General features: G+C 56.7%; 16 protein-coding genes. 12 read left to right on the forward strand and 4 right to left on the reverse strand.

Features of this window, described 5'->3' with window-relative positions:
- The first annotated feature begins 67 nt into the window (after positions 1-67).
- The 5 genes from greB (at position 68) to E5C26_RS23290 (ending at position 6,524) form a co-directional block, all read left to right on the forward strand.
- A complete protein-coding gene (gene greB, locus E5C26_RS23270; RefSeq protein WP_135318372.1) occupies positions 68-541 on the forward strand; it encodes a transcription elongation factor GreB in 474 nt (157 codons plus the stop codon).
- Between the two features lie 157 nt (positions 542-698).
- Entirely contained in the window at positions 699-3,035 is a 2,337-nt protein-coding gene (locus tag E5C26_RS23275; RefSeq protein ID WP_135318373.1) for a Tex family protein, read from the forward strand.
- A 638-nt stretch (positions 3,036-3,673) separates the two neighbouring features.
- Positions 3,674-3,898 (forward strand): ferrous iron transporter A, encoded by a 225-nt coding sequence (feoA, locus tag E5C26_RS23280; RefSeq protein ID WP_037426593.1) that lies wholly within the window; start codon positions 3,674-3,676, stop codon positions 3,896-3,898.
- Positions 3,899-3,969: 71 nt separating this feature from the next.
- Positions 3,970-6,285 (forward strand): Fe(2+) transporter permease subunit FeoB, encoded by a 2,316-nt coding sequence (feoB, locus tag E5C26_RS23285; RefSeq protein ID WP_135318374.1) that lies wholly within the window; start codon positions 3,970-3,972, stop codon positions 6,283-6,285.
- Positions 6,285-6,524, forward strand: a complete 240-nt coding sequence (locus tag E5C26_RS23290; RefSeq protein ID WP_135318375.1) for a FeoC-like transcriptional regulator — start codon at positions 6,285-6,287, stop codon at positions 6,522-6,524. The genes feoB and E5C26_RS23290 overlap by 1 nt, the downstream gene beginning before the upstream one ends.
- 46 nt (positions 6,525-6,570) lie before the next feature.
- Here the strand turns inward: E5C26_RS23290 and E5C26_RS23295 are convergent, their stop codons facing one another.
- Together E5C26_RS23295 and bioH are read right to left on the reverse strand one after the other, a co-directional pair.
- Positions 6,571-6,855 (reverse strand): YdgH/BhsA/McbA-like domain containing protein, encoded by a 285-nt coding sequence (locus E5C26_RS23295; protein ID WP_135318376.1) that lies wholly within the window; start codon positions 6,853-6,855, stop codon positions 6,571-6,573.
- A gap of 246 nt (positions 6,856-7,101) precedes the next feature.
- The gene (gene bioH, locus E5C26_RS23300; protein WP_135318377.1) at positions 7,102-7,896 is read right to left on the reverse strand and encodes a pimeloyl-ACP methyl ester esterase BioH; all 795 of its coding nucleotides are present in this window, start codon (positions 7,894-7,896) and stop codon (positions 7,102-7,104) included.
- 42 nt (positions 7,897-7,938) lie between these two features.
- Here bioH and gntX point away from each other — a divergent pair, with 42 nt between their 5' ends.
- Together gntX and nfuA are read left to right on the forward strand one after the other, a co-directional pair.
- Positions 7,939-8,622, forward strand: coding sequence for a DNA utilization protein GntX (gene gntX, locus E5C26_RS23305; protein WP_135318378.1), 684 nt, complete (start codon positions 7,939-7,941; stop codon positions 8,620-8,622).
- A gap of 67 nt (positions 8,623-8,689) precedes the next feature.
- Positions 8,690-9,265: a Fe-S biogenesis protein NfuA gene (gene nfuA / locus E5C26_RS23310; protein WP_012147309.1), complete on the forward strand. Its 576-nt coding sequence runs from the start codon at positions 8,690-8,692 to the stop codon at positions 9,263-9,265.
- A gap of 81 nt (positions 9,266-9,346) precedes the next feature.
- On the opposite strand, the gene malQ is transcribed toward nfuA, so the two are convergent.
- Complete coding sequence (malQ, locus tag E5C26_RS23315) at positions 9,347-11,437, reverse strand: 4-alpha-glucanotransferase (protein WP_135318379.1); 2,091 nt, start codon at positions 11,435-11,437, stop codon at positions 9,347-9,349.
- Positions 11,438-11,446: 9 nt separating this feature from the next.
- On the reverse strand, positions 11,447-13,852 hold the full coding sequence (gene malP / locus E5C26_RS23320; protein WP_135318380.1) for a maltodextrin phosphorylase: 2,406 nt from the start codon (positions 13,850-13,852) through the stop codon (positions 11,447-11,449).
- Between the two features lie 544 nt (positions 13,853-14,396).
- On the opposite strand from malP, the gene malT reads away from it, so the two are divergent.
- From malT to glpD, 5 genes are all read left to right on the forward strand, one after another.
- A complete protein-coding gene (gene malT, locus E5C26_RS23330) occupies positions 14,397-17,111 on the forward strand; it encodes an HTH-type transcriptional regulator MalT (protein WP_135318381.1) in 2,715 nt (904 codons plus the stop codon).
- Positions 17,112-17,194: 83 nt separating this feature from the next.
- On the forward strand, positions 17,195-17,521 hold the full coding sequence (gene glpE / locus E5C26_RS23335; protein ID WP_012147313.1) for a thiosulfate sulfurtransferase GlpE: 327 nt from the start codon (positions 17,195-17,197) through the stop codon (positions 17,519-17,521).
- A gap of 166 nt (positions 17,522-17,687) precedes the next feature.
- A complete protein-coding gene (gene glpG / locus E5C26_RS23340; protein ID WP_135318382.1) occupies positions 17,688-18,524 on the forward strand; it encodes a rhomboid family intramembrane serine protease GlpG in 837 nt (278 codons plus the stop codon).
- Positions 18,525-18,560: 36 nt separating this feature from the next.
- Positions 18,561-19,319 (forward strand): DeoR/GlpR family transcriptional regulator, encoded by a 759-nt coding sequence (locus tag E5C26_RS23345; protein ID WP_020837378.1) that lies wholly within the window; start codon positions 18,561-18,563, stop codon positions 19,317-19,319.
- Positions 19,320-19,586: 267 nt separating this feature from the next.
- Positions 19,587-21,095, forward strand: a complete 1,509-nt coding sequence (gene glpD, locus E5C26_RS23350; protein WP_135318383.1) for a glycerol-3-phosphate dehydrogenase — start codon at positions 19,587-19,589, stop codon at positions 21,093-21,095.
- Positions 21,096-21,130: the final 35 nt, after the last annotated feature.

Raw genomic sequence — 21,130 nt, forward strand, 5'->3', positions numbered from 1 at the left:
CTCTGGCCCCGTATCTGTCGTACACTTCGCGCTATAGGTTCCACTATTGCCAGGGTAACAAGGTTGTATGAGAACACCGCTTATCACCCGCGAAGGGTACGAAAAACTGAAACAAGAGCTGGACTACCTCTGGCGTGAAGATCGGCCAGAGGTCACCAAGAAAGTGACCTGGGCGGCCAGTCTCGGCGACAGAAGTGAAAATGCCGACTATCAGTACAACAAAAAACGGCTGCGGGAAATCGATCGGCGGGTGCGTTACCTGACCAAGTGCCTCGAACAGTTGAAAGTCGTCGACCACTCACCGCAGCAGGAAGGCAAAGTGTTCTTCGGGGCCTGGGTGGTGGTGGAAAACGAAGATGGCGAGATCAAACGCTTTCGCATTGTCGGCTATGACGAGATTTTTGGCCGCCGCGACTATATCTCCATCGATTCACCGATGGCCCGCGCCCTGCTGAAAAAAGAAGTGGGAGATGCCGCCACCGTCAACACCCCGGCAGGCGATGCGCTGTGGTATGTGAATGAGATCGAGTACGTTAAATAAGATTTCAGTTTTTTCCGAGCGGCCGCCCGCCGCCGTGCTACAGGCCGCTTTGCGCGTCATGGCTGCCGAGAGGCGGCCCGCTTCACTGGCATTTTCCGCGCGCAATCCGTATAACTGTCCCCCTGTTTACTAACCATTCTCAACAGATACCAGACCTATGAATGACCCACTGAGCCGCATTATTGCAACAGAACTGCAGGCCCGGCCGGAGCAAGTTGACTCCGCCATCCGTCTGCTGGATGAAGGTAATACCGTGCCCTTTATTGCACGCTATCGTAAGGAAGTCACCGGGGGTTTGGACGATACCCAACTGCGCCAGCTGGAAACCCGCCTGGGTTATCTGCGTGAACTGGAAGACCGCCGTCAGACCATCCTTAAATCGATCGACGAGCAGGGCAAACTGACCGAACAGCTGGCGGAAGCGATCACCGCCACGCAAAGCAAAACCGAACTCGAAGACCTCTACCTGCCGTACAAACCCAAGCGCCGCACCCGTGGGCAGATCGCGATTGAAGCCGGTCTGGAGCCGCTGGCGGACAGCCTGTGGCAGGATCCTCAGCAACAACCTGAACAGCTGGCCGAAGGCTACGTTGACGCCGACAAGGGCGTGGCGGACGTGAAAGCCGCTCTCGACGGCGCGCGTTACATCCTGATGGAGCGTTTCGCCGAAGACGCTACGCTGCTGGCCAAGGTACGTAACTACCTGTGGAAGCACGCGCATCTGGTCTCCAAAGTGGTGGAAGGCAAAGAAGAAGCCGGCGCGAAATTCCGTGACTACTTCGACCACCATGAACCTATCGCCCAGGTGCCTTCACACCGTGCGCTGGCGATGTTCCGTGGCCGCAACGAAGGCGTGCTGCAACTGGCGCTGAACGCCGACCCGCAGTTTGAAGAAGCCCCGCGCGAAAGCCAGGCGGAGCAGATCATCATCAGCCATCTCGACTTGCACCTGAATAACGCCCCGGCAGATGCCTGGCGCAAAGCGGTGGTCAACTGGACCTGGCGTATCAAGGTGCTGCTGCATCTGGAAACCGAACTGATGAGTACCCTGCGTGAGCGTGCGGAAGACGAAGCAATCAACGTATTCGCTCGTAACATGCACGATCTGCTGATGGCCGCACCGGCCGGCATGCGTGCAACCATGGGACTGGATCCTGGCCTGCGCACCGGGGTGAAAGTGGCGGTGGTGGATGCCACCGGCAAGCTGGTCGCCACCGATACCGTCTATCCGCATACCGGCCAGGCCGCCAAAGCCGCAGCTATCGTTGCAGCACTGTGCATCAAACATAAAGTGGAACTGGTCGCCATCGGCAACGGTACCGCGTCGCGTGAGACCGAGCGTTTTTACCTCGAGTTGCAACAGCAGTTCGGTGAAGTCAAAGCGCAGAAGGTGATCGTCAGCGAAGCTGGTGCCTCGGTGTATTCCGCCTCTGAACTGGCGGCGCTGGAATTCCCTAACCTCGACGTCTCGCTGCGTGGCGCTGTCTCCATCGCCCGCCGCCTGCAGGATCCGCTGGCCGAACTGGTAAAAATCGATCCGAAATCTATCGGTGTCGGTCAGTACCAGCACGACGTCAGCCAAAGCCAACTGGCGAAAAAGCTGGATTCGGTGGTTGAAGACTGCGTAAACGCCGTTGGGGTCGATCTGAACACCGCATCGGTGCCGCTGCTGACCCGCGTGGCCGGCCTGACGCGCATGATGGCGCAGAACATCGTCACCTGGCGTGACGAGAACGGCCGTTTCAGCAACCGTGACCAGCTGTTGAAAGTCAGCCGCCTGGGGCCAAAAGCCTTTGAACAGTGCGCTGGCTTCCTGCGTATTAACCACGGCGACAACCCGCTGGACGCTTCGACCGTTCACCCGGAAACCTACCCGGTGGTCGAACGCATTCTGGCCGCCACCCGCCAGGCTCTGCAGGATCTGATGGGTAACCCGGCAACCGTACGCAGCCTGAAGGCCAGCGATTTCACCGACGACAAGTTCGGTGTGCCAACGGTGACCGATATCCTGAAGGAGCTGGAGAAACCGGGCCGCGATCCGCGTCCGGAATTCAAAACCGCCACCTTTGCCGAGGGCGTTGAAACTCTCAATGACCTGCAACCAGGGATGATCCTGGAAGGTTCGGTGACCAACGTCACCAACTTCGGGGCCTTTGTCGATATCGGCGTGCATCAGGATGGGCTGGTACATATCTCCTCGTTGGCGGACAAGTTTGTCGAAGATCCGCACACCGTGGTGAAAGCCGGCGATATCGTCAAAGTGAAGGTGATGGAAGTTGACCTGCAGCGCAAACGCATCGCGCTGAGTATGCGTCTGGACGAGCAACCGGGTGAAGGTTCACCACGCCGCGGCGGTAACGCTACCCCGGCCAGAGACAACGCCAACCGGGCTCCAGCTAATAAGGGCAAACCGCGCGGCGGCAATAACAACACCTCGGCGGGTAACAGCGCCATGGGTGATGCGCTGGCAGCGGCATTCGGCAAAAAATCCTAACCAGCAGTAATGCCTGGGTACACAGGGCGGAGTGAATTCCGCCCTTTCCCAATAAAACATCCCCGCGATTTTTTGACCCGCCTCAATAAACCTGCATTTTTCTCCAATCTTGCCGACGGCCATAATGCCCCGCTGTTTCAGGACTGAAAATAGCGCTGCATCGCCATCGATTAACACCGTTATTAACATCAGGTTCTCATTTGAGTATTTCTCAGAGAAACACAAATAGTTACCGCTCGTATTCAGCCGATGAAATGTTGCCAAATAAAGACCAATCGTGACGCTGCCGGATCATAGCTGTCGAATTTGTCGCTAATTTTTTCAACCTGGAAAAAGTTACTACAATCACGCAACTGATTTAACTCGCCATTCTCATTTGCACCCGGCCTGGCCGGGTGATAAAAATAGTCCCGTCAGGCTATCCCGATCGTTAAATGTGAATGCCACAACCTTTAGTTACCAATACCCCTTTTTTTTGTATTGAATACGATAATGATTCTCACTATTATTATTTTGCGTGTTCACTGCATTACTTCATGGATCGAAAACGTCGGTGGCCCGCCATATTTTCCGCGGCGCTGCCTGGGGAAGGTTTTTTATCATCATCAGCCCACTAAGCTGGGCTCAGGGAAGGTTACATGCATCTTCTGCCTAAACGGTCGTATAAGATTGCCGGCTTCGCCAATGAAATCGGCCCAGCCTATCGCCAGAAACTTTTATCACTCGGCATGCTGCCGGGTTCATCATTTGAAGTGGTGCGCGTAGCGCCGCTGGGCGATCCCATAGAAATTAAAACCCGCCGCGTCAGTCTGGTGCTGCGCAGGAAAGATCTGGCCCTGATCCTGCTCGACGGCCAATCCTGACGCTGAGCCGCCTTGCCTTGGCCACGCACTTTGCCTGGCCCAATTTCCCTTGACTGATATCACGCAAAATTATGAAAAAACTCACTATTGGCTTAATAGGAAATCCTAATTCCGGCAAAACGACGCTGTTTAATCAGCTTACCGGCGCGCGCCAGCGGGTCGGCAACTGGGCGGGGGTGACGGTAGAGCGTAAAGAAGGCCTGTTCACCACGCCGCAATCCCAGGTCAAACTGGTCGATTTACCCGGTACCTACTCCCTGACCACCATCTCGGAGCAAACCTCACTCGATGAACAGATCGCCTGCCACTACATCCTGAGCGGCGACGCCGATCTGCTGATCAACGTGGTCGACGCTTCCAATCTGGAGCGCAATCTGTACCTGACGCTGCAGTTGTTGGAACTGGGCATACCCTGCATCGTTGCGCTGAACATGCTGGATATCGCCAGAAGCCAGAAAATTGATATTGATATCGCCGCACTGTCCGCACGCCTCGGCTGCCCGGTGGTACCGCTGGTGTCCACCAAGGCCGACGGTATTGGCGTGCTAAAGCAGATGATCGACAATCATCAATTCAACGAATTGAAAGCGCTGGTGCTCTACCCGCCGGTGCTGCTGAAGGAAATGACCACGCTGAGCGACGCGATGCCGCAAAGCCTGCCGAGCGAACAGCGTCGCTGGCTGGCACTGCAGATGCTGGAAGGCGATATCTACAGCCATACCCTGGCCGGCCCGGCAGCGGCCCTGCTACCGGCAGCCAAAGAGGCGCTGCGACAGCAGCAACAGGAAGACCCAGCCCTGGTGATCGCCGATGCGCGTTATCAGTCAATCGCCACCCTGTGTGACGCCGTCAGTAATTCGCAGCAGGCGATGCCAAACCGCCTGACCGAAGCATTGGATAAAGTGATCCTCAATCGCTGGCTGGGGGTACCGATTTTCCTGCTGGTGATGTATCTGATGTTCCTGCTGGCGATCAACATCGGCGGCGCACTGCAGCCGATTTTTGATATTGGTTCAGCGGCCATCTTTATCCAGGGCATTCAATGGGTGGGCTATAACCTGCACTTCCCGGAATGGCTGACCATTTTCCTGGCGCAAGGGGTCGGTGGCGGTATCAACACCGTGCTGCCGCTGGTGCCACAAATCGGCATGATGTATCTGTTCCTGTCATTCCTTGAAGACTCCGGCTACATGGCGCGAGCAGCCTTCGTGATGGATCGCCTGATGCAGGCGCTCGGCCTGCCGGGTAAATCTTTCGTGCCGCTGATTGTCGGCTTCGGCTGCAACGTGCCCTCCATCATGGGCGCACGCACGCTGGATGCCCAGCGCGAACGCCTGATTACCATCATGATGGCGCCCTTCATGTCCTGCGGTGCCCGGCTGGCAATCTTCGCCGTCTTTGCCGCCGCCTTCTTCGGCCAGGATGGAGCAGGCGTGGTGTTCTCCCTGTATATGCTCGGCATTGTGGTGGCAATCCTCACCGGGCTGGTGCTGAAGTACACCATCATGCGCGGCGAAGCCTCCCCCTTCGTCATGGAGCTGCCGGTCTACCACGTGCCGCACCTGAAAAGCCTGCTGCTGCAAACCTGGCAGCGGCTGAAAGGCTTCGTCCTGCGTGCCGGTAAAGTGATCGTGATTGCCAGCATCTTCATTGGCGGCCTGAACAGCTTTTCGTTCAGCGGCAAGCCGGTGGATAACATCAATGACTCCGCTCTGGCATCGGTGTCCAAAGTGCTGACACCGCTGCTGCAGCCAATGGGCGTGCACAATGATAACTGGCAGGCCACCGTCGGCCTGGTCACCGGGGCCATGGCGAAAGAAGTGGTAGTCGGTACGCTGAACACGCTGTACACCGCCGAACACATCAACAACACCGAGTTTGATGCCGCCAACTTTAATCTGCTGGACGAACTGGGCGGTGCCCTGGATACCACCTGGCAGGGATTGAAAGACACCTTCAGCCTGAGCGTGCTGTCCAACCCGATTGAGGCCAGTAAAGGTGACGGGGAAATGGACGTCGGTTCGATGGGCGTAATGAGCAGTAAATTCGGTTCAGGAGTCTCCGCCTACAGCTACCTGATTTTCGTGTTGCTATACGTCCCCTGCGTCTCGGTCATGGGGGCTATCGCCCGAGAATCCAGCCGTGGCTGGATGACCTTCTCCATTCTCTGGGGGCTGAATGTCGCTTACTCGTTGGCCACGCTGTTTTATCAGGTCGCCACCTTCAGCCAGCACCCGCAGTACAGCCTGACGGCAATCGCCATCGTGGTCATTTTCAATCTGTTGATCCTGCTCGGTCTGCGTCGGGCCCGCAGTCGGGTAACGGTGCGTCTGGGCAACGCCACACCCGCAGCCTGCTGTCAGGGTGCCAAGGGCAACTGTCACTGATGGCCGGTCTGCTGCAGATCCGCGATGCCATAGCACTGCACGGCGACGTGCAGGCGCTTCAGCTCAGCCGTCAGTTGGCGGCCCCGCTGCCGTTAGTGCAGGCCATGCTGGAGCGTTTAATCGCGATGGGGAAAGTGGAACGGATCGAGCAGGATAACAGCGCCTGCCTGAGCGGCAGTTGCAAAAGCTGCCCTGAGGGCCAGGGATGCAGTACGGTGGTTTATCGTTTGAAGTCGTAAGGAAGGATCGGGGCGCGGCACAGGCGCGCCCCTGTTTAATCAGTCGTTATTTCTTGTCTTTATACACGTCAGCAATAGCGCTGAACTTACCGTGTTCACGACCTGCCAGAATAACGTAATATTGGCCGCCTTTTTCATCAGCCAGTTTGGACAGCTCATCTTTTGCGTCCATTGGCGACGTGGTTTGTGCGGTAGTGGTTACTGTCCCCACTTTCTCGTATTTACCCGGATTCTTGTCCAGATCTTCCTTGGTCAGCAGGGTAGCTGCCATGGTGCTGAAAGACACTGAACCTACAACTAACGCGGCAATAATCATTTTCAAAGATTTCATTACAATACCTCTCAATGGATAATTTATTTATTATGAAAACTGTCCAGGGTAAATGCGTCATAACACCGGCTGCCGTGACATCTTCTGACCTCGTTGCTTTCCCTGACGAGAGCCGTTTTCCCAGAGACGAAACGCCAAAGTAAAAAAACCATCAACGGTTTTTTCATTTCCCAGCCAACGCGGTTACCCCCCTAAGTATCGGACAGGTTTATTTTTTATCCACTAAGCGGCTATTTTTTTAACGCTTTATTGTGCGTTTTCGCGGCGGATCCCACTTTCGGCCACAAAGGTGCAGATAATTTCAGCGAATTCATCAGGCTGAGAAATAAATGGCGCGTGGGCTGCTTTCGCAATGATGATTGACGGTGAGTCTGGCCAACTGACGTCGAGCAATTGGGCGACCTTACGCGGCACTAATCCGTCCAGATAACCGTAAACCCGCAACAAGGGCAGCGACAGCTGCGCCAACGGCTGGCGGAGGTCGGCAGTCCGCAATATTTCAAGACCGCCGTTCAGGACTTCAACGCTCGGCGTTGGCTGGTTAAGCACCACCGATTTCAGCAGGCGGGCGTCCTGTCGTGCGCTTTCCGTTCCCAGCGTCTGTAATGCCAGAAAACGCTCTACGGTACGCTGGAAATCCTGACTCAGCTGATGCTGAAAACCGCTCAGCACCTCCGGGCGGATCCCCGGCCAGTCATCCTGTGCCGCAAAGCATGGCGAAGAAGCCACGGTGATCACCCCATGTACCCGTCGCGGCTGCATCAACGCAATCTGGCTGGCCACCAGCCCACCAAGTGACCAACCCAACCACCAGGCCTGCGCCGGCGCGGCGTCCAACACAATTTCCGCCATTTGCTCGAGCGACATGGCAGCAAACCCCTGGCTGCGGCCATAGCCCGGCAAATCGACCAGATGCAGGCGAAAATGCGGCGTCAGCCGCTCAAGCATGCAACTCCATACTTCCGCGTTCAGCCCCCAGCCGTGCAGCAGCACAAGATCGCGATCGCCTTCACCTATTGTTTGCCAGTACAACGCTGTCATCGGTTATTGTCCTTTCATTCTCATCCGTCAGGGAGGACGGCTATGCTATCAATCTACAGCCGCTGTTGGCTATGCCGACAGCCATTACGCCTCAGCCATCATGGCATCTGCAGCTATTGCCTGCGCCACCTGCCAGCCAAACCCTTATGTTGCCCCCGCTGCGGCCTGCCCGCCGGCGATACCGTTTTGCCCTGTGGCCGCTGTCTGCAGCAACCGCCCCCCTGGCAGGCATTGGTGTTTGTCAGCGATTATCAGTCCCCATTGCGTCAGCTAATCAAAAAATTCAAATTTCAGCATACGCCGGAACTGGCACCGCTGCTGGCACGGCTAATTTTGCTAAACTGGCAGCGGGCGCATCGAGAGCAGCATTTGAACAGACCCGATGTGATTTTAGCGGTACCCTTGCAGGCAAAACGTTGCTGGCGACGGGGTTATAACCAGAGCAGCCTGCTGGCACGGCCACTGGCTTACTGGCTGGGCTGCGACTACCGCCCCGCTGCCCTGAGCCGGGTACGCAAAACCGCTCCGCAACAAGGGTTGCCGGCCCGCATGCGGCGGCGTAATCTGCGCGGAGCATTTCGTTGCCATGAGTCCCTCGAGGGCCGACACGTCGCGCTGTTGGACGATGTGGTAACGACAGGCAGTACGGTGGCGGAAATTGCCAGGTTGTTGCAGCGGCAGGGTGTGGCATCAATACAGATCTGGTGCGTTTGCCGCACGTTGTAGTGCCACGGCAATGGGCGTATTATAACCTAGTATAGAAGTCAACTATTTGAACTAACGAGCTAATGCCATGATTCGTATAACAGATACTGCACAGGAACACTTTGCCAAACTGCTGGCAAATCAAGAGGAAGGCACCCAAATCCGCGTATTCGTGATCAACCCGGGTACGCCTACGGCCGAATGTGGTGTCTCTTATTGCCCGCCGGACGCGGTTGAAGCGACAGACACCGAACTTAAGTTCGAAAAGCTGTCCGCCTATATCGACGAACTGAGCAAGCCTTATCTGGACGATGCCGAAATTGACTTCGTCACCGACCAATTGGGCTCGCAGCTGACGCTGAAAGCGCCAAACGCCAAAATGCGCAAAGTGGACGACAACGCACCGCTGATGGAGCGCGTTGAATACGTTCTGCAGTCACAGATCAACCCACAGTTGGCAGGCCACGGCGGCCGTGTGACGTTGATGGAAATCACTGATGACAGCCTGGCGATCCTGCAGTTTGGTGGCGGCTGTAACGGGTGTTCCATGGTCGATGTGACCCTGAAGGAAGGCATCGAGAAAGAGCTGCTGCAGAAGTTCCCTGAACTGAAAGGCGTGCGCGATTTGACCGAGCACCAGCGCGGCGAGCACTCCTATTATTAATCCCCTGTTCCAGGGCCAGATGCCCCACAGCGGATAAAAAAATGCCGGATTTGGTTTACCAATCCGGCATTTTCACCTCAATTACCCTACCGAGACCTTACGTCGCCGCTTGTCCAAATCCTTCAGTAACCGGTTAACCTGCTGATCGGCAAACATCTCTTCCAGCGTGTGGGTCAGTTTACGCCGCCAGTTAGGGTACTGACTGCTGGTACCGGGAATATTGACCGGATCCGCCATGTCCAGCCAGTCTTCCGGCTGCAGACCCAGCAAGGCGCTGGCGCTGTCGGCGACATAACGCTGTAAGCCCCGGTTAAGCAACGGGCTCATCTTCAACAACGCCGCCTTTTTTCCTACCTTCTGCGGTACACAGCCATAATGGTGCAACCCGTCCAGCAACCCCTGTTTGGCTCGTTCGCGATCGGCAAACAGCCCTTTGAGGATCTCCGCATCCGGATACAACCCCAGTTGCTTGCCCAACTGCAGGTCACCACTTTGCCAATAACCGCGCAGCGTCGGCAGATCGTGCGTGGTGATGGTCGCCATAGCCTGCACCGGATAAGCCTGCGGGGCACGGAAGTGGTTCTCGCCGTCGCGTTCGAAATACAGCACCTTATAGGAATAGACGCCGCTGTCGCGCAACTTGCCGACAATCTCAACCGGCACGGTACCGAGGTCTTCGCCAATCACCATGCAACGGTGGCGTTGGCTTTCCAGTGCCAGCACCGCCAGCAGATCGTCCACCGGGTATTTCACATAGGCACCGTGAACCGCAGTTTCACCGTAGGGGATCCACCACAGACGCAGTAACGCCATCACGTGATCAATACGCAGCGCGCCGCAGCTGGTCATATTGGCGCGCAGCAGATCGATAAACGGCTGATAGCCGCGCGCAGCCATCACATGCGGGTCCATCGGCGGCAGGCCCCAGTTTTGTCCGAGCGGCCCCAGAATATCCGGCGGTGCGCCCACCGAGGCTTTCAGACAGTAAAGATCCGGCTCGCACCAGGTTTCTGAACCTCCTTCCGCCACGCCGACCGCCAAATCGCGATACAGGCCAATTGGCATCTGTTGTTGCTGGCTCTGGCGGAAACAATCGGCGAACTGGCTGGCGGCCAGCCACTGCAGCCACAGGTAAAACTGCACCTGATCCTGCTGTTGCTGACAAAATTGCTGCACCGCAGCGCTGTCGCCCTGTTGATATTGCTCCGGCCAGGCCGGCCAGCCCCACAGGCTGCTGTCTTTGGCGGCCAGATGGGCATGCAGCGCATCAAAGGCCGCCTGTTGATACAGGCTGTCACCACCGTCGAGAACAAACTGCTCAAATGCCTGACGCTGCTCGTCACCCGCTTTACGCGCCTGGAACTGCGGGAATGCCAGCTTCAGCGCCGCCAGCTTCAGCTGCGTCACCGTGCTGTAATCCACCTGTTCAGTGCTACGCGCTGCGGCCAGTTTTTTCTGCGTGGTCGGTTTCAGCCACCATTGCTGTGCGGCGTCGTTGCGCTGGAAATCTTCCACCGCATTAACATCAATATAAATCACGTTCAGCCAGCGACGCGATGACGGGCTGTATGGGCTAGCGCTTTCCGGGTTGGCCGGATACAGCGCGTGGATCGGATTGAGTCCGACAAAAGCGCCGCCCCGTTCACCGACCTGCTCTATCATCTGGCGCAGATCGCCAAAGTCACCGATGCCCCAGTTGCGATCGGATCGCAGGGTATAGAGCTGGACGCACGCGCCCCACAGCTTCTTTCCGGTCAGCAAGGCATCCGGTTCAAAGCAGCGTTTCGGTGCCATAATCAGCCGACACTGCCACTGCTGCTCGCCCTGCTTGAGCGTCAACTGGTGGTAACCCGGCGGCAACTCGCCCGGCAGGGTAAAAGTTTTACGCGCGCTGGCACGTCCCTGTAACTGGCCACCGTCTTCACGCTGCAGCGTCCACAAATACTCGCCGCTGCCTGCCGGCAGTAATGCCACCGGCGCCCCCTGATAGAAGACTTTTACCGCCGGCAGCGGCGTCACTGTCGCCTCCTGCGGGGTCGTGCTGCGTCCCATGGCGTCCAGCAGTCGGCGCTTGGTGTCCTCAGCGGTCGCCTGCTGTTGACCATGGGCATTAATATAATCGGCAGCGATACCCGCCTGAGCTGCCGCCTGATCGATGACCTTGTGATCCATTCGTTCTCCTTAACGCTTGGCTTGCCAGATACGCTGCTGGTAGTCACGGATCGAACGATCCGAACTGAACATACCGACACGCGCGGTGTTAAGAATAGTACGGCGCGTCCACTCATCACGGTCACGATAGAGTTCATCTACCTGCTGTTGAGCTTTGCAGTAAGAAGCAAAGTCCGCCAATACCAAATAAGGGTCGCCGCCTTCCAGCAGGCTGTGCAGCATCATGTCGAAAGCATGCTTGTCGCCGTGGCTGAATGCACCGCTCGCCAATTCGTCCAAAATCGCTTTCAGGTGCTTGTCTTTCTTGCGATAGCTCAGCGGATCATAGCCTTTTGCCAGCAGCGCCTTCACCTGATCTACCGTGTTACCGAAGATAAAGATATTGTCTTCACCCACCTGCTCGGCGATTTCCACGTTGGCGCCATCCAGGGTGCCAACGGTCAGCGCGCCATTCAACGCCAGCTTCATATTACCGGTACCGGAAGCTTCTTTGCCGGCCGTGGAGATCTGTTCGGAAATATCCGCCGCCGGGATCATCAGTTCAGCCACAGACACGCGGTAGTCAGGAATAAACACCACTTTCAGGCGATCTTTCACCAACGGATCGTTGTTAATCTTTTCCGCCGCCTGATTGATCGCGTAAATGATGTTTTTCGCCAGGTAGTAGCCCGGTGCCGCTTTGGCGCCGAACAGGAATACCCGCGGCACGATATCGAGTTGCGGGTTATCGCGCAGTTGGCGATACAGCGACAGAATGTGCAGCAGGTTCAAATGCTGGCGTTTGTATTCGTGCAGGCGTTTGATTTGTACGTCGAAAATCGCGTCCGGATTGAGCGTCAGCCCCATCACGTCGTGCACATAGTTGGCTAAGACGACTTTGTTATCGCGTTTGATTTGCTGGTAACGCTGGCGGAATGCCGCATCATCGGCGTATTTCTCCAGCCCTTTCAGAGCGTCGAGATCGTTCGCCCACTCCACCTTCAGCGTTTCATCAATCAGCCCTGACAGCGCCGGGTTACACTGCTTCAGCCAGCGGCGTGGCGTAATGCCGTTGGTGACGTTATGGAATTTGTTTGGCCACAGCTGGTGGTATTCCGGGAACAGGTCTTTCACCACCAGATCGGAGTGCAACTGGGCCACGCCGTTAACCGCAAAGCCGCTGACCACGCACAGATTAGCCATCCGCACCTGCTTGTTATGGTGCACCGCCAGCTTGGCCCACACCGCATCGTCGCCCGGCCAGTGTTTATCCACCAGCTTTTTGAAGTTGGCATTAATCTGCTTGATGATGGAGAAATGACGCGGCAGCAGGCTGCGCACCAGTTTTTCATCCCAGCACTCCAGCGCTTCCGGCATCAGGGTATGGTTGGTGTAGGCGAACGTTTTGCTGGTAATCGCCCAGGCGGCATCCCAGTCCAACTGATGCTCATCGAGCAGAATGCGCAGCATTTCCGGGATGGCGATGGTCGGGTGAGTGTCGTTCAGTTGGATCACTTCGTACTTCGGCAAATCTTCAATCTTGCGGCCGGCCAGATGGTGCTTACGCAGAATATCGGCCACCGAACAGGCACACTGGAAGTATTGCTGCATCAAACGCAGACGCTTGCCCGCCTGGTGGTTATCATTCGGATACAGCACCTTGGTCAGCTTGGCCGCTTCCACACCCTGCTTCTCCGCCTGCAGGAATTTGCCGTCGTTGAAATCGCTCAGATCAAATGGATGCTGATGGGTGGCCTGCCACAGGCGCAGCGGTTGGGTCACGCCGTTACGGTAACCCAGCACCGGCAGATCCCAGGCTTCACCGCGCAGGGTAAACTCAGGGCGCCACAGTTCTCGGCCATCGGCCAGTTTCTCCAGCTTCCCACCGATACCGACATCCACCGACAGCGCCGCATTGTGGCGGAACCACGGGTAGCTCTCGCGCTGCCAGTTGTCCGGGGCTTCTTGCTGCTGACCGCCACTAAATGACTGACGGAACAGCCCATACTGATAATTCAGCCCATAGCCGGTGGCCGGTTGCTCCACCGTCGCCATCGAGTCCAGGAAACAGGCCGCCAGGCGCCCCAGCCCGCCATTACCCAACGCCGGATCGGTTTCCTGCTCCAGCAGATCCGCCAGCTTGATATCCTGCTCCGCCAATGCCTGCTCGACGGTGTCGTACCAGCCCAGGTTAATCAGGTTGTTAGCCGTCAGGCGGCCAATCAGAAACTCCATCGAAATGTAGTTCACATGGCGCAATGGCTTACTGCTTTTACGCGGAGCCGGTTGTGCAGCGAGCTGCTCGGCCAGTGCGCGGCTGACGGCTTCCCACCATTGGTGCTGAGTCATCTGTTGTGCAGAACTGAGGCCAAACTGTTGCCACTGACGGGTCAGTGCCGCCAGAAAAGCATCCTTTTTAAGCATAGGCTGTGACATAAGGAAAACTCTCTATCCAGTAAGTGGGTCAAATTACCGTTATCGTGCCGGGGAGAAAGAATGAAGGCATCATCCCGCCTGGGGATTAGCTGGGGAGGAGGATTGGGGCGTAGGTAAAATTGTGATCTCAGGCACTTTTTGACTCCCTTGCATCATGCAAAAAAGCCCACCGACGAAGGCAGCGAGCACCGAGAATAAGGTGAAAACTTGTTCAATGACGTTAGCATAGTTATGGCGACGGCTATAGTGTTGCACACAGCCGGAAATGCTTTTCTGTATCTGAGTCACCAAACCGCACCACCACGCCGCTATTCCACAGGGATTTGCCTGCAAACGTAAAAAAGTGTGATCAATAGCAATTTAACTCCAAGCCAATGCTGAACCTTGTTGCAATACGTTTAACGTTGTCAGAAGTTAGGAGGGGGATTAATTACGAGCCATAAAATAATTAGCCTCACTCCGATCCCGGCAGGCGTCGCGATGAAAAAAACGCCATCGGGCAGGCCTACGGCGGCGGGAACCGCGCTTTTCACTCTGGAATACTATGCTGATCCCATCAAAACTGAGCCGCCCGGTACGGCTGCAAAATACCGTGATCCGCGATCGTCTGTTGGCCAAACTGGCCAGCACGGCCAACTATCGCCTGACATTGGTCAATTGCCCTGCAGGATACGGAAAAACGACGCTGGTCGCACAGTGGGCAGCCGGCAAATCAGATTTGGGCTGGTACTCGCTGGATGAAAGCGACAATCAGCCAGAGCGTTTCGCCAGCTATCTGATCGCCGCCCTGCAACTCGCCAGCGGCGGCCACTGCGTGAAGAGTGAGGCGCTGAGCCAAAAGCATCAGTACGCCAGCCTGTCGGCGCTGTTTGCCCAACTGTTTATCGAACTTTCCGAATGGCACCAACCGTTGTATCTGGTGATTGATGACTACCACCTGATCACCAATGATGTCATTCATGAAGCCATGCGCTTTTTCCTGCGCCACCAGCCGGAAAACCTGACGCTGATCCTGCTGTCCCGCACCCTGCCACCGCTGGGCATTGCCAATTTGCGCGTGCGCGACCAACTGTTGGAAATGGGTACGCAACAGCTGGCCTTTACCCATCAGGAAGCCAAACAGTTCTTCGACTGCCGTCTGGTGGCACCCATGGAATCGCAAGACAGCAGCCGTCTGTGCGATGAGGTCGAAGGCTGGGCCACCGCGCTGCAACTGATCGCGCTGTCCGCCAGGCAGTCGACCTCCTCCGCCCAACAGTCCGCCAAGCGCCTGGCCGGGCTGAACGCCAGCCACCTGTCGGATTATTTGGTGGACGAAGTGCTGGATCACGTCGACGCCGAGGCGCGCGCCTTCCTGCTGCGCTGTTCGGTGCTGCGCTCCATGAATGATGCACTGATCGTGCGTCTGACCGGCGAAGATAACGGCCAGCAACGGCTGGAAGAGTTGGAGCGCCAGGGGCTGTTTATCCATCGCATGGACGATAGCGGTGAATGGTTCTGCTTCCATCCGCTGTTCGCCACCTTCCTGCGTCAACGCTGCCAATGGGAACTGGCGCTGGAACTGCCCGGCTTGCACCGCGCCGCCGCCGAAGGCTGGCTGGCGCTGGGTTACCCGGCAGAGGCCATTCACCACGCGCTGGCCGCCAGCGACGTCAGCATGCTGCGCGACATCCTGCTGCAGCACGCCTGGTCGCTGTTTCATCACAGCGAATTGGCCCTGTTGGAAGAGTGTTTGAATGCGCTGCCGTATGAACGGCTGATCCAAAATCCCAAGCTGGCGCTGCTGCAAGCCTGGTTGGCACAAAGCCAACACCGCTACAGCGAAGTGAACACCCTGCTGGAACGCGCCGAACAGGCGATGCGCGAGCAAAAAATTGAGGTCGATCGCACCCTGGAGGCCGAATTTGACGCCCTGCGCGCGCAGGTGGCGATCAACGCCGGTAAGCCGGAAGAAGCCGAACGCCTGGCTACCGAAGCGCTGAAGTTCCTGCCACTTTCCAGCTATTACAGCCGCATTGTCGCCACCTCGGTGACCGGTGAAGTCCATCACTGCAAGGGCGAACTGGCCCGTGCACTACCGATGATGCAGCAAACCGAGCAGATGGCGCGGCGCCATCAGGCTTACCACTATGCACTGTGGGCACTGTTGCAGCAGAGCGAAATTCTGATCGCTCAGGGTTTCCTGCAGGCCGCCTTTGAGACCCAGGACAAGGCGTTCGAACTGGTACGTGAACAGCACCTGGAACAATTGCCGATGCATGAGTTCCTGCTGCGCATCCGTTCACAAATCCTGTGGTCATGGTCGCGGCTGGACGAAGCGGAAGATGCGGCCCGCGAGGGTCTGAAAATCCTGGCCAACTACCAGCCCCAGCAACAGTTGCAGTGCATCGCCATGCTGGCCAAGTGTTCTCTGGCCCGTGGCGACCTGGATAACGCCAATGCGCACATGCAACGTTGCGAAGTGCTGCTGCACGGTACCCAGTACCACCGCGACTGGCTGACCAACGCCGACAAACCGCGGGTGATCCACTGGCAAATGACCGGCGATACTGCCGCCGCGGCCCAATGGCTGCGCCAAACCGAAAAGCCCGGCATGGCGGACAACCACTTTATGCAGGGCCAGTGGCGCAACATTGCCCGGGTGCAAATCATGCTGGGTCAATATGAAGAGGCCGAAGTGGTGTTGGATGAACTCAACGAAAATGCCCGACGCCTGCGGCTGGTCAGCGATCTGAACCGTAACCTGTTGCTCAGCAACCAACTTTATTGGCAGATGGAACGTAAAAGCGACGCGCAAAAGGTGCTGATGGAGGCGCTGTCACTGGCCAGCCGCACCGGCTTTATCAGCCACTTCGTCATTGAAGGTGAAACGATGGCGCAGCAGTTGCGCCAACTGATCCAGCTCAATACGCTGCCGGAGCTGGAAAACCACCGCGCCCAACGTATCCTGCGCGACATCAACCAGCATCATCGGCATAAGTTTGCGCATTTTGACGAGAACTTCGTCGATAAACTGCTAACCCATCCACAAGTGCCGGAGCTGATCCGCACCAGTCCGCTGACACAGCGCGAATGGCAGGTGCTGGGGCTGATTTATTCCGGTTATAGCAACGACCAGATCGCCGGTGAACTGGCAGTGGCGGCCACCACCATCAAAACCCACATCCGTAACCTGTACCAGAAGCTGGGCGTAGCCCATCGTCAGGAAGCGGTACAGCAGGCACAACAGCTGCTGAAGATGATGGGATATGGTGCTTAAAACCCACAACGTCGCTCTGGTCTTAATTGCCTCGGAGTTGGTTACAATAGCGACATTATCTAATTACGAGGCAGTCGGAAGTTATGGAACAGTTTGAAGCGATCAATGTTGAACAGGCGTATAGCCGTTGGAAAGACGGCAGCGCCGCTCTGGTCGATATTCGCGATCCACAAAGTTTTGAAGCCGGGCACACGCCAGGCGCTTTCCATCTTACCAATGCCAGCCTGCAGACATTCATGCAGCAAAATGACTTTGAGCGGCCGGTGATGGTGATGTGCTACCACGGCAACAGCAGCCGCAGCGCGGCGCAATACCTGCTGCATCAGGGGTTTGACGCGGTGTACAGCATCGACGGCGGTTTTGAAGCCTGGGCGCGTCAGTATCCGCAGGACGTTGAAACCTCCGCATAATCCTCTCCCCGCCTCCTGCGGCGGGTTCCTTTCTCGCGCCGTTAGTGAGTGTTTTTACTGGTTTTTCGCAGATCCTTTGCCTGCGCTCAGGATTTCGACGCTATAATCGGCCGTCAACGCCATCGGGTCACCGGCGGCTAAAATCATTCAATTAGACGGAAGAGCAATGGTTAGAGTAATCGCCGTATCCAATCCCCGCCTGGCGCAGGCCTTTGTCGACTACATGACGACACAGGGCATTGAGCTTAGGGTGCACAATACCGGCGAGGCGGCGGAAATCTGGCTGGCGGACGACAGCCATCTGGAACAGGTGCAGCATGAGCTGCAGCAGTTTCTGATCAACCCGCTCGACAGTCGTTATCGTGCCGCCAGTTGGCAGGCCGGCAATACCGACGCCGGTTTGCACTATCAAGGCTATTCCTATCTGCAAACCCTGCGCAGCAAAGCCGGTCCGCTGACGTTAAGCGTGATGGTATTGTGCATTGCAGTGTATATTCTGATGCAGGCGCTGGGCGATGATAGGGTGATGTACTGGCTCTCCTGGCCGCAAGACAGCAGCCAGTACCTGCAACTGTGGCGCTGGGTCAGCCACGCTTTCCTCCATTTCTCACTGCTGCACATCACCTTTAACCTGCTGTGGTGGTGGTATCTCGGCGGCCCGCTGGAAAAACGCCTTGGCAGCGGCAAACTGTTCGTGCTGGCCGTGGTCTCGGCCTTCTTCAGCGGCTGGGCCCAGTCACTGTTTAGCGGTGCCTTGTTTGGCGGCTTGTCCGGCGTGGTCTACGCGCTGATGGGTTACTGCTGGCTCAGCGGCGAGCGAGCGCCGGAACGCGGTCTGATGCTGCCGCGCGGCCTGATGGTGTTTTCCGTCCTGTGGCTGGTGGCCGGATATTTCGATATTTTAGGAATGTCGATCGCTAACGCGGCACACATAGCCGGTTTAGTGTTAGGGTTATTGATGGCATTTTGGGACACGCGACATCGCGCGCACAACGAACAATAACAGCCAGGTACAAGCCAGGCGTTTTAGGGGATTACCGTGAAGCAAACACAGCGTCATGACGCTATTATCGAACTGGTGCGCCTGCAGGGTTATGTCAGTACCGAAGAGCTGGTCGAACATTTTGACGTTAGCCCGCAAACAATTCGCCGTGATTTGAATGACCTGGCCGATCAGAACAAAATCCAACGCCACCACGGTGGGGCAGCCTTGCCTTCCAGTTCGGTCAATGCCGCCTACAACGATCGCAAAGTGATGTGGTCGGAACAGAAAGCGCGTATCGCCCAACGCGTCGCCAGCCAGATCCCGGACGGCGCCACGCTGTTTATCGACATCGGCACCACGCCGGAAGCGGTCGCCCATGCGCTGATGAATCACAAGAACCTGCGCGTGGTGACCAATAACCTGAACGTCGCGACTTTGCTGACCGCCAAGGAAGATTTTCGTCTGATCCTGGCCGGTGGCGAGGTACGTACCCGCGACGGCGGTATCATGGGTGAAGCCACGCTGGACTTTATCTCCCAGTTCCGTCTCGATTACGGCATTCTCGGTATCAGCGGCATCGATATGGACGGCTCGCTGCTTGAATTCGACTATCACGAAGTGCGCACCAAACGCGCAATTATCGAAAACTCACGCTGCGTGATGCTGGTTACCGACCATTCCAAATTCGGCCGCAACGCGATGGTGAACCTCGGTAATATGAACCTGATCGACTACCTGTTTACCGATCAACTGCCGCCGCCAAGCGTGATGAAAATCATCGAGCAGTACGACGTACAACTCGAACTCTGCTAAGTCTTTTTCACCACGCCTAATCCCAGCGGTGCTGCCTGTTGCGCCCGTAGCGCCTACCGTTTTATACAGGGTTCAGTCTACTGGACCCTGTAATTCCTGACTGAAATACCCCTCCTTTTTGTATAACTACTATCATCAAACTGTTATCTCTATCACGCCTAAATGTTTTTGTTTGGTTAAGTCTTGGCTTGTTTGTTGGTTTTTGATTACAATCATGAGCGAAAACGAACATGAAAGAGCTATTTCGAACATCTGGAGGAAGTTGACGTGGAAACCAAAGACTTGATCGTTATCGGTGGCGGCATCAACGGTGCCGGCATCGCGGCCGATGCTGCCGGGCGCGGGCTGTCCGTTCTGCTACTGGAAGCGCAAGACTTGGCCTGTGCTACGTCTTCCGCCAGTTCCAAACTGATCCACGGTGGCCTGCGCTACCTGGAACACTACGAATTCCGTTTGGTGAGCGAAGCGCTGGCCGAGCGTGAAGTGTTGCTGCGACTGGCACCGCACATCGCGTTCCCAATGCGTTTTCGCCTGCCGCATCAGCCGCACCTGCGCCCGGCCTGGATGATCCGTATCGGCCTGTTTCTGTACGATCATCTGGGTAAACGCACCAGTCTGCCAGGCAGCAAGGGTTTGCGCTTTGGACCAGAATCGGTGCTGAAGCCTGAATTGAAGCGCGGTTTCGAATATTCTGACTGCTGGGTCGACGATGCTCGCCTGGTGGTACTCAATGCCCAGGAAGTGGAAAAGCGCGGTGGCGAAGTGCGCACCCGTACCAAAGTGACCCGTGCATGGCGTGAAAACGGCCTGTGGATGGTAGAAGCGGTCGACGTCGACAGCGGCAAAACCTTTACCTGGCGCGCCAAGGGCCTGGTGAACGCCACTGGCCCGTGGGTGAAGCACTTCTTCGACGATGGTCTGAAGCTGAAATCCCCTTATGGCATCCGTCTGATCAAAGGCAGCCATATCGTGGTACCGCGTGTACACAATCAGCCACAGTCCTATATTCTGCAAAACGAAGACCACCGTATCGTCTTCGTGATCCCCTGGAATGATGAATTCTCAATCATCGGCACCACCGACGTGGAGTATCACGGCGATCCAAAAGACGTGAAGATCGACGATAACGAAATCAACTATCTGCTTAAAGTGTACAACGACCACTTCAAGAAGCAGTTGGGCCGTGACGATATCGTCTGGACCTACTCTGGTGTGCGTCCGCTGTGCGACGACGAGTCAGATTCGCCGCAGGCGGTGACCCGTGATTACACGCTGGACGTGCATGACGAGCAGGGCAAAGCGCCGCTGCTGTCGGTGTTCGGCGGCAAGCTGACTACCTACCGCAAGCTGGCTGAGCATGCGATGGAAAAGCTGGCGCACTACTACCCTGGCTGTGGCCCGGCGTGGACCAAAAACGGTTCACTGCCCGGTGGCGACATCGGTGGCGATCGTGACAGCTACGCCGCGAAACTGCGCCGTGAGCACAGCTGGTTGCCGGAATCCCTGGCACGCCGCTTTGCACGCACCTACGGCAGCCACAGCGAGCTGATCCTGGCCAATGCCAATAGCCTCAGCGATCTCGGCGAAGATTTCGGTCATGGCCTGCATGAAGCCGAATTGCGCTACCTGATCGACAAGGAATGGGTGGTGGAACTCGATGACGCTATCTGGCGCCGTACCAAGCTGGGTATGTGGTTGGACGAAGCGCAGCAGGCGCGGGTGAAAGCCTGGCTGGCAGAACACGCGAAAGCGAAAACACTGTCTCTGGCATCGTAACTCGCCAAAGGTAAAAAGGGCCGGATATCCGGCCC

The sequence above is a fragment of the Serratia proteamaculans genome (genome assembly GCF_004684015.1).
GTDB lineage: Bacteria > Pseudomonadota > Gammaproteobacteria > Enterobacterales > Enterobacteriaceae > Serratia > Serratia proteamaculans_F.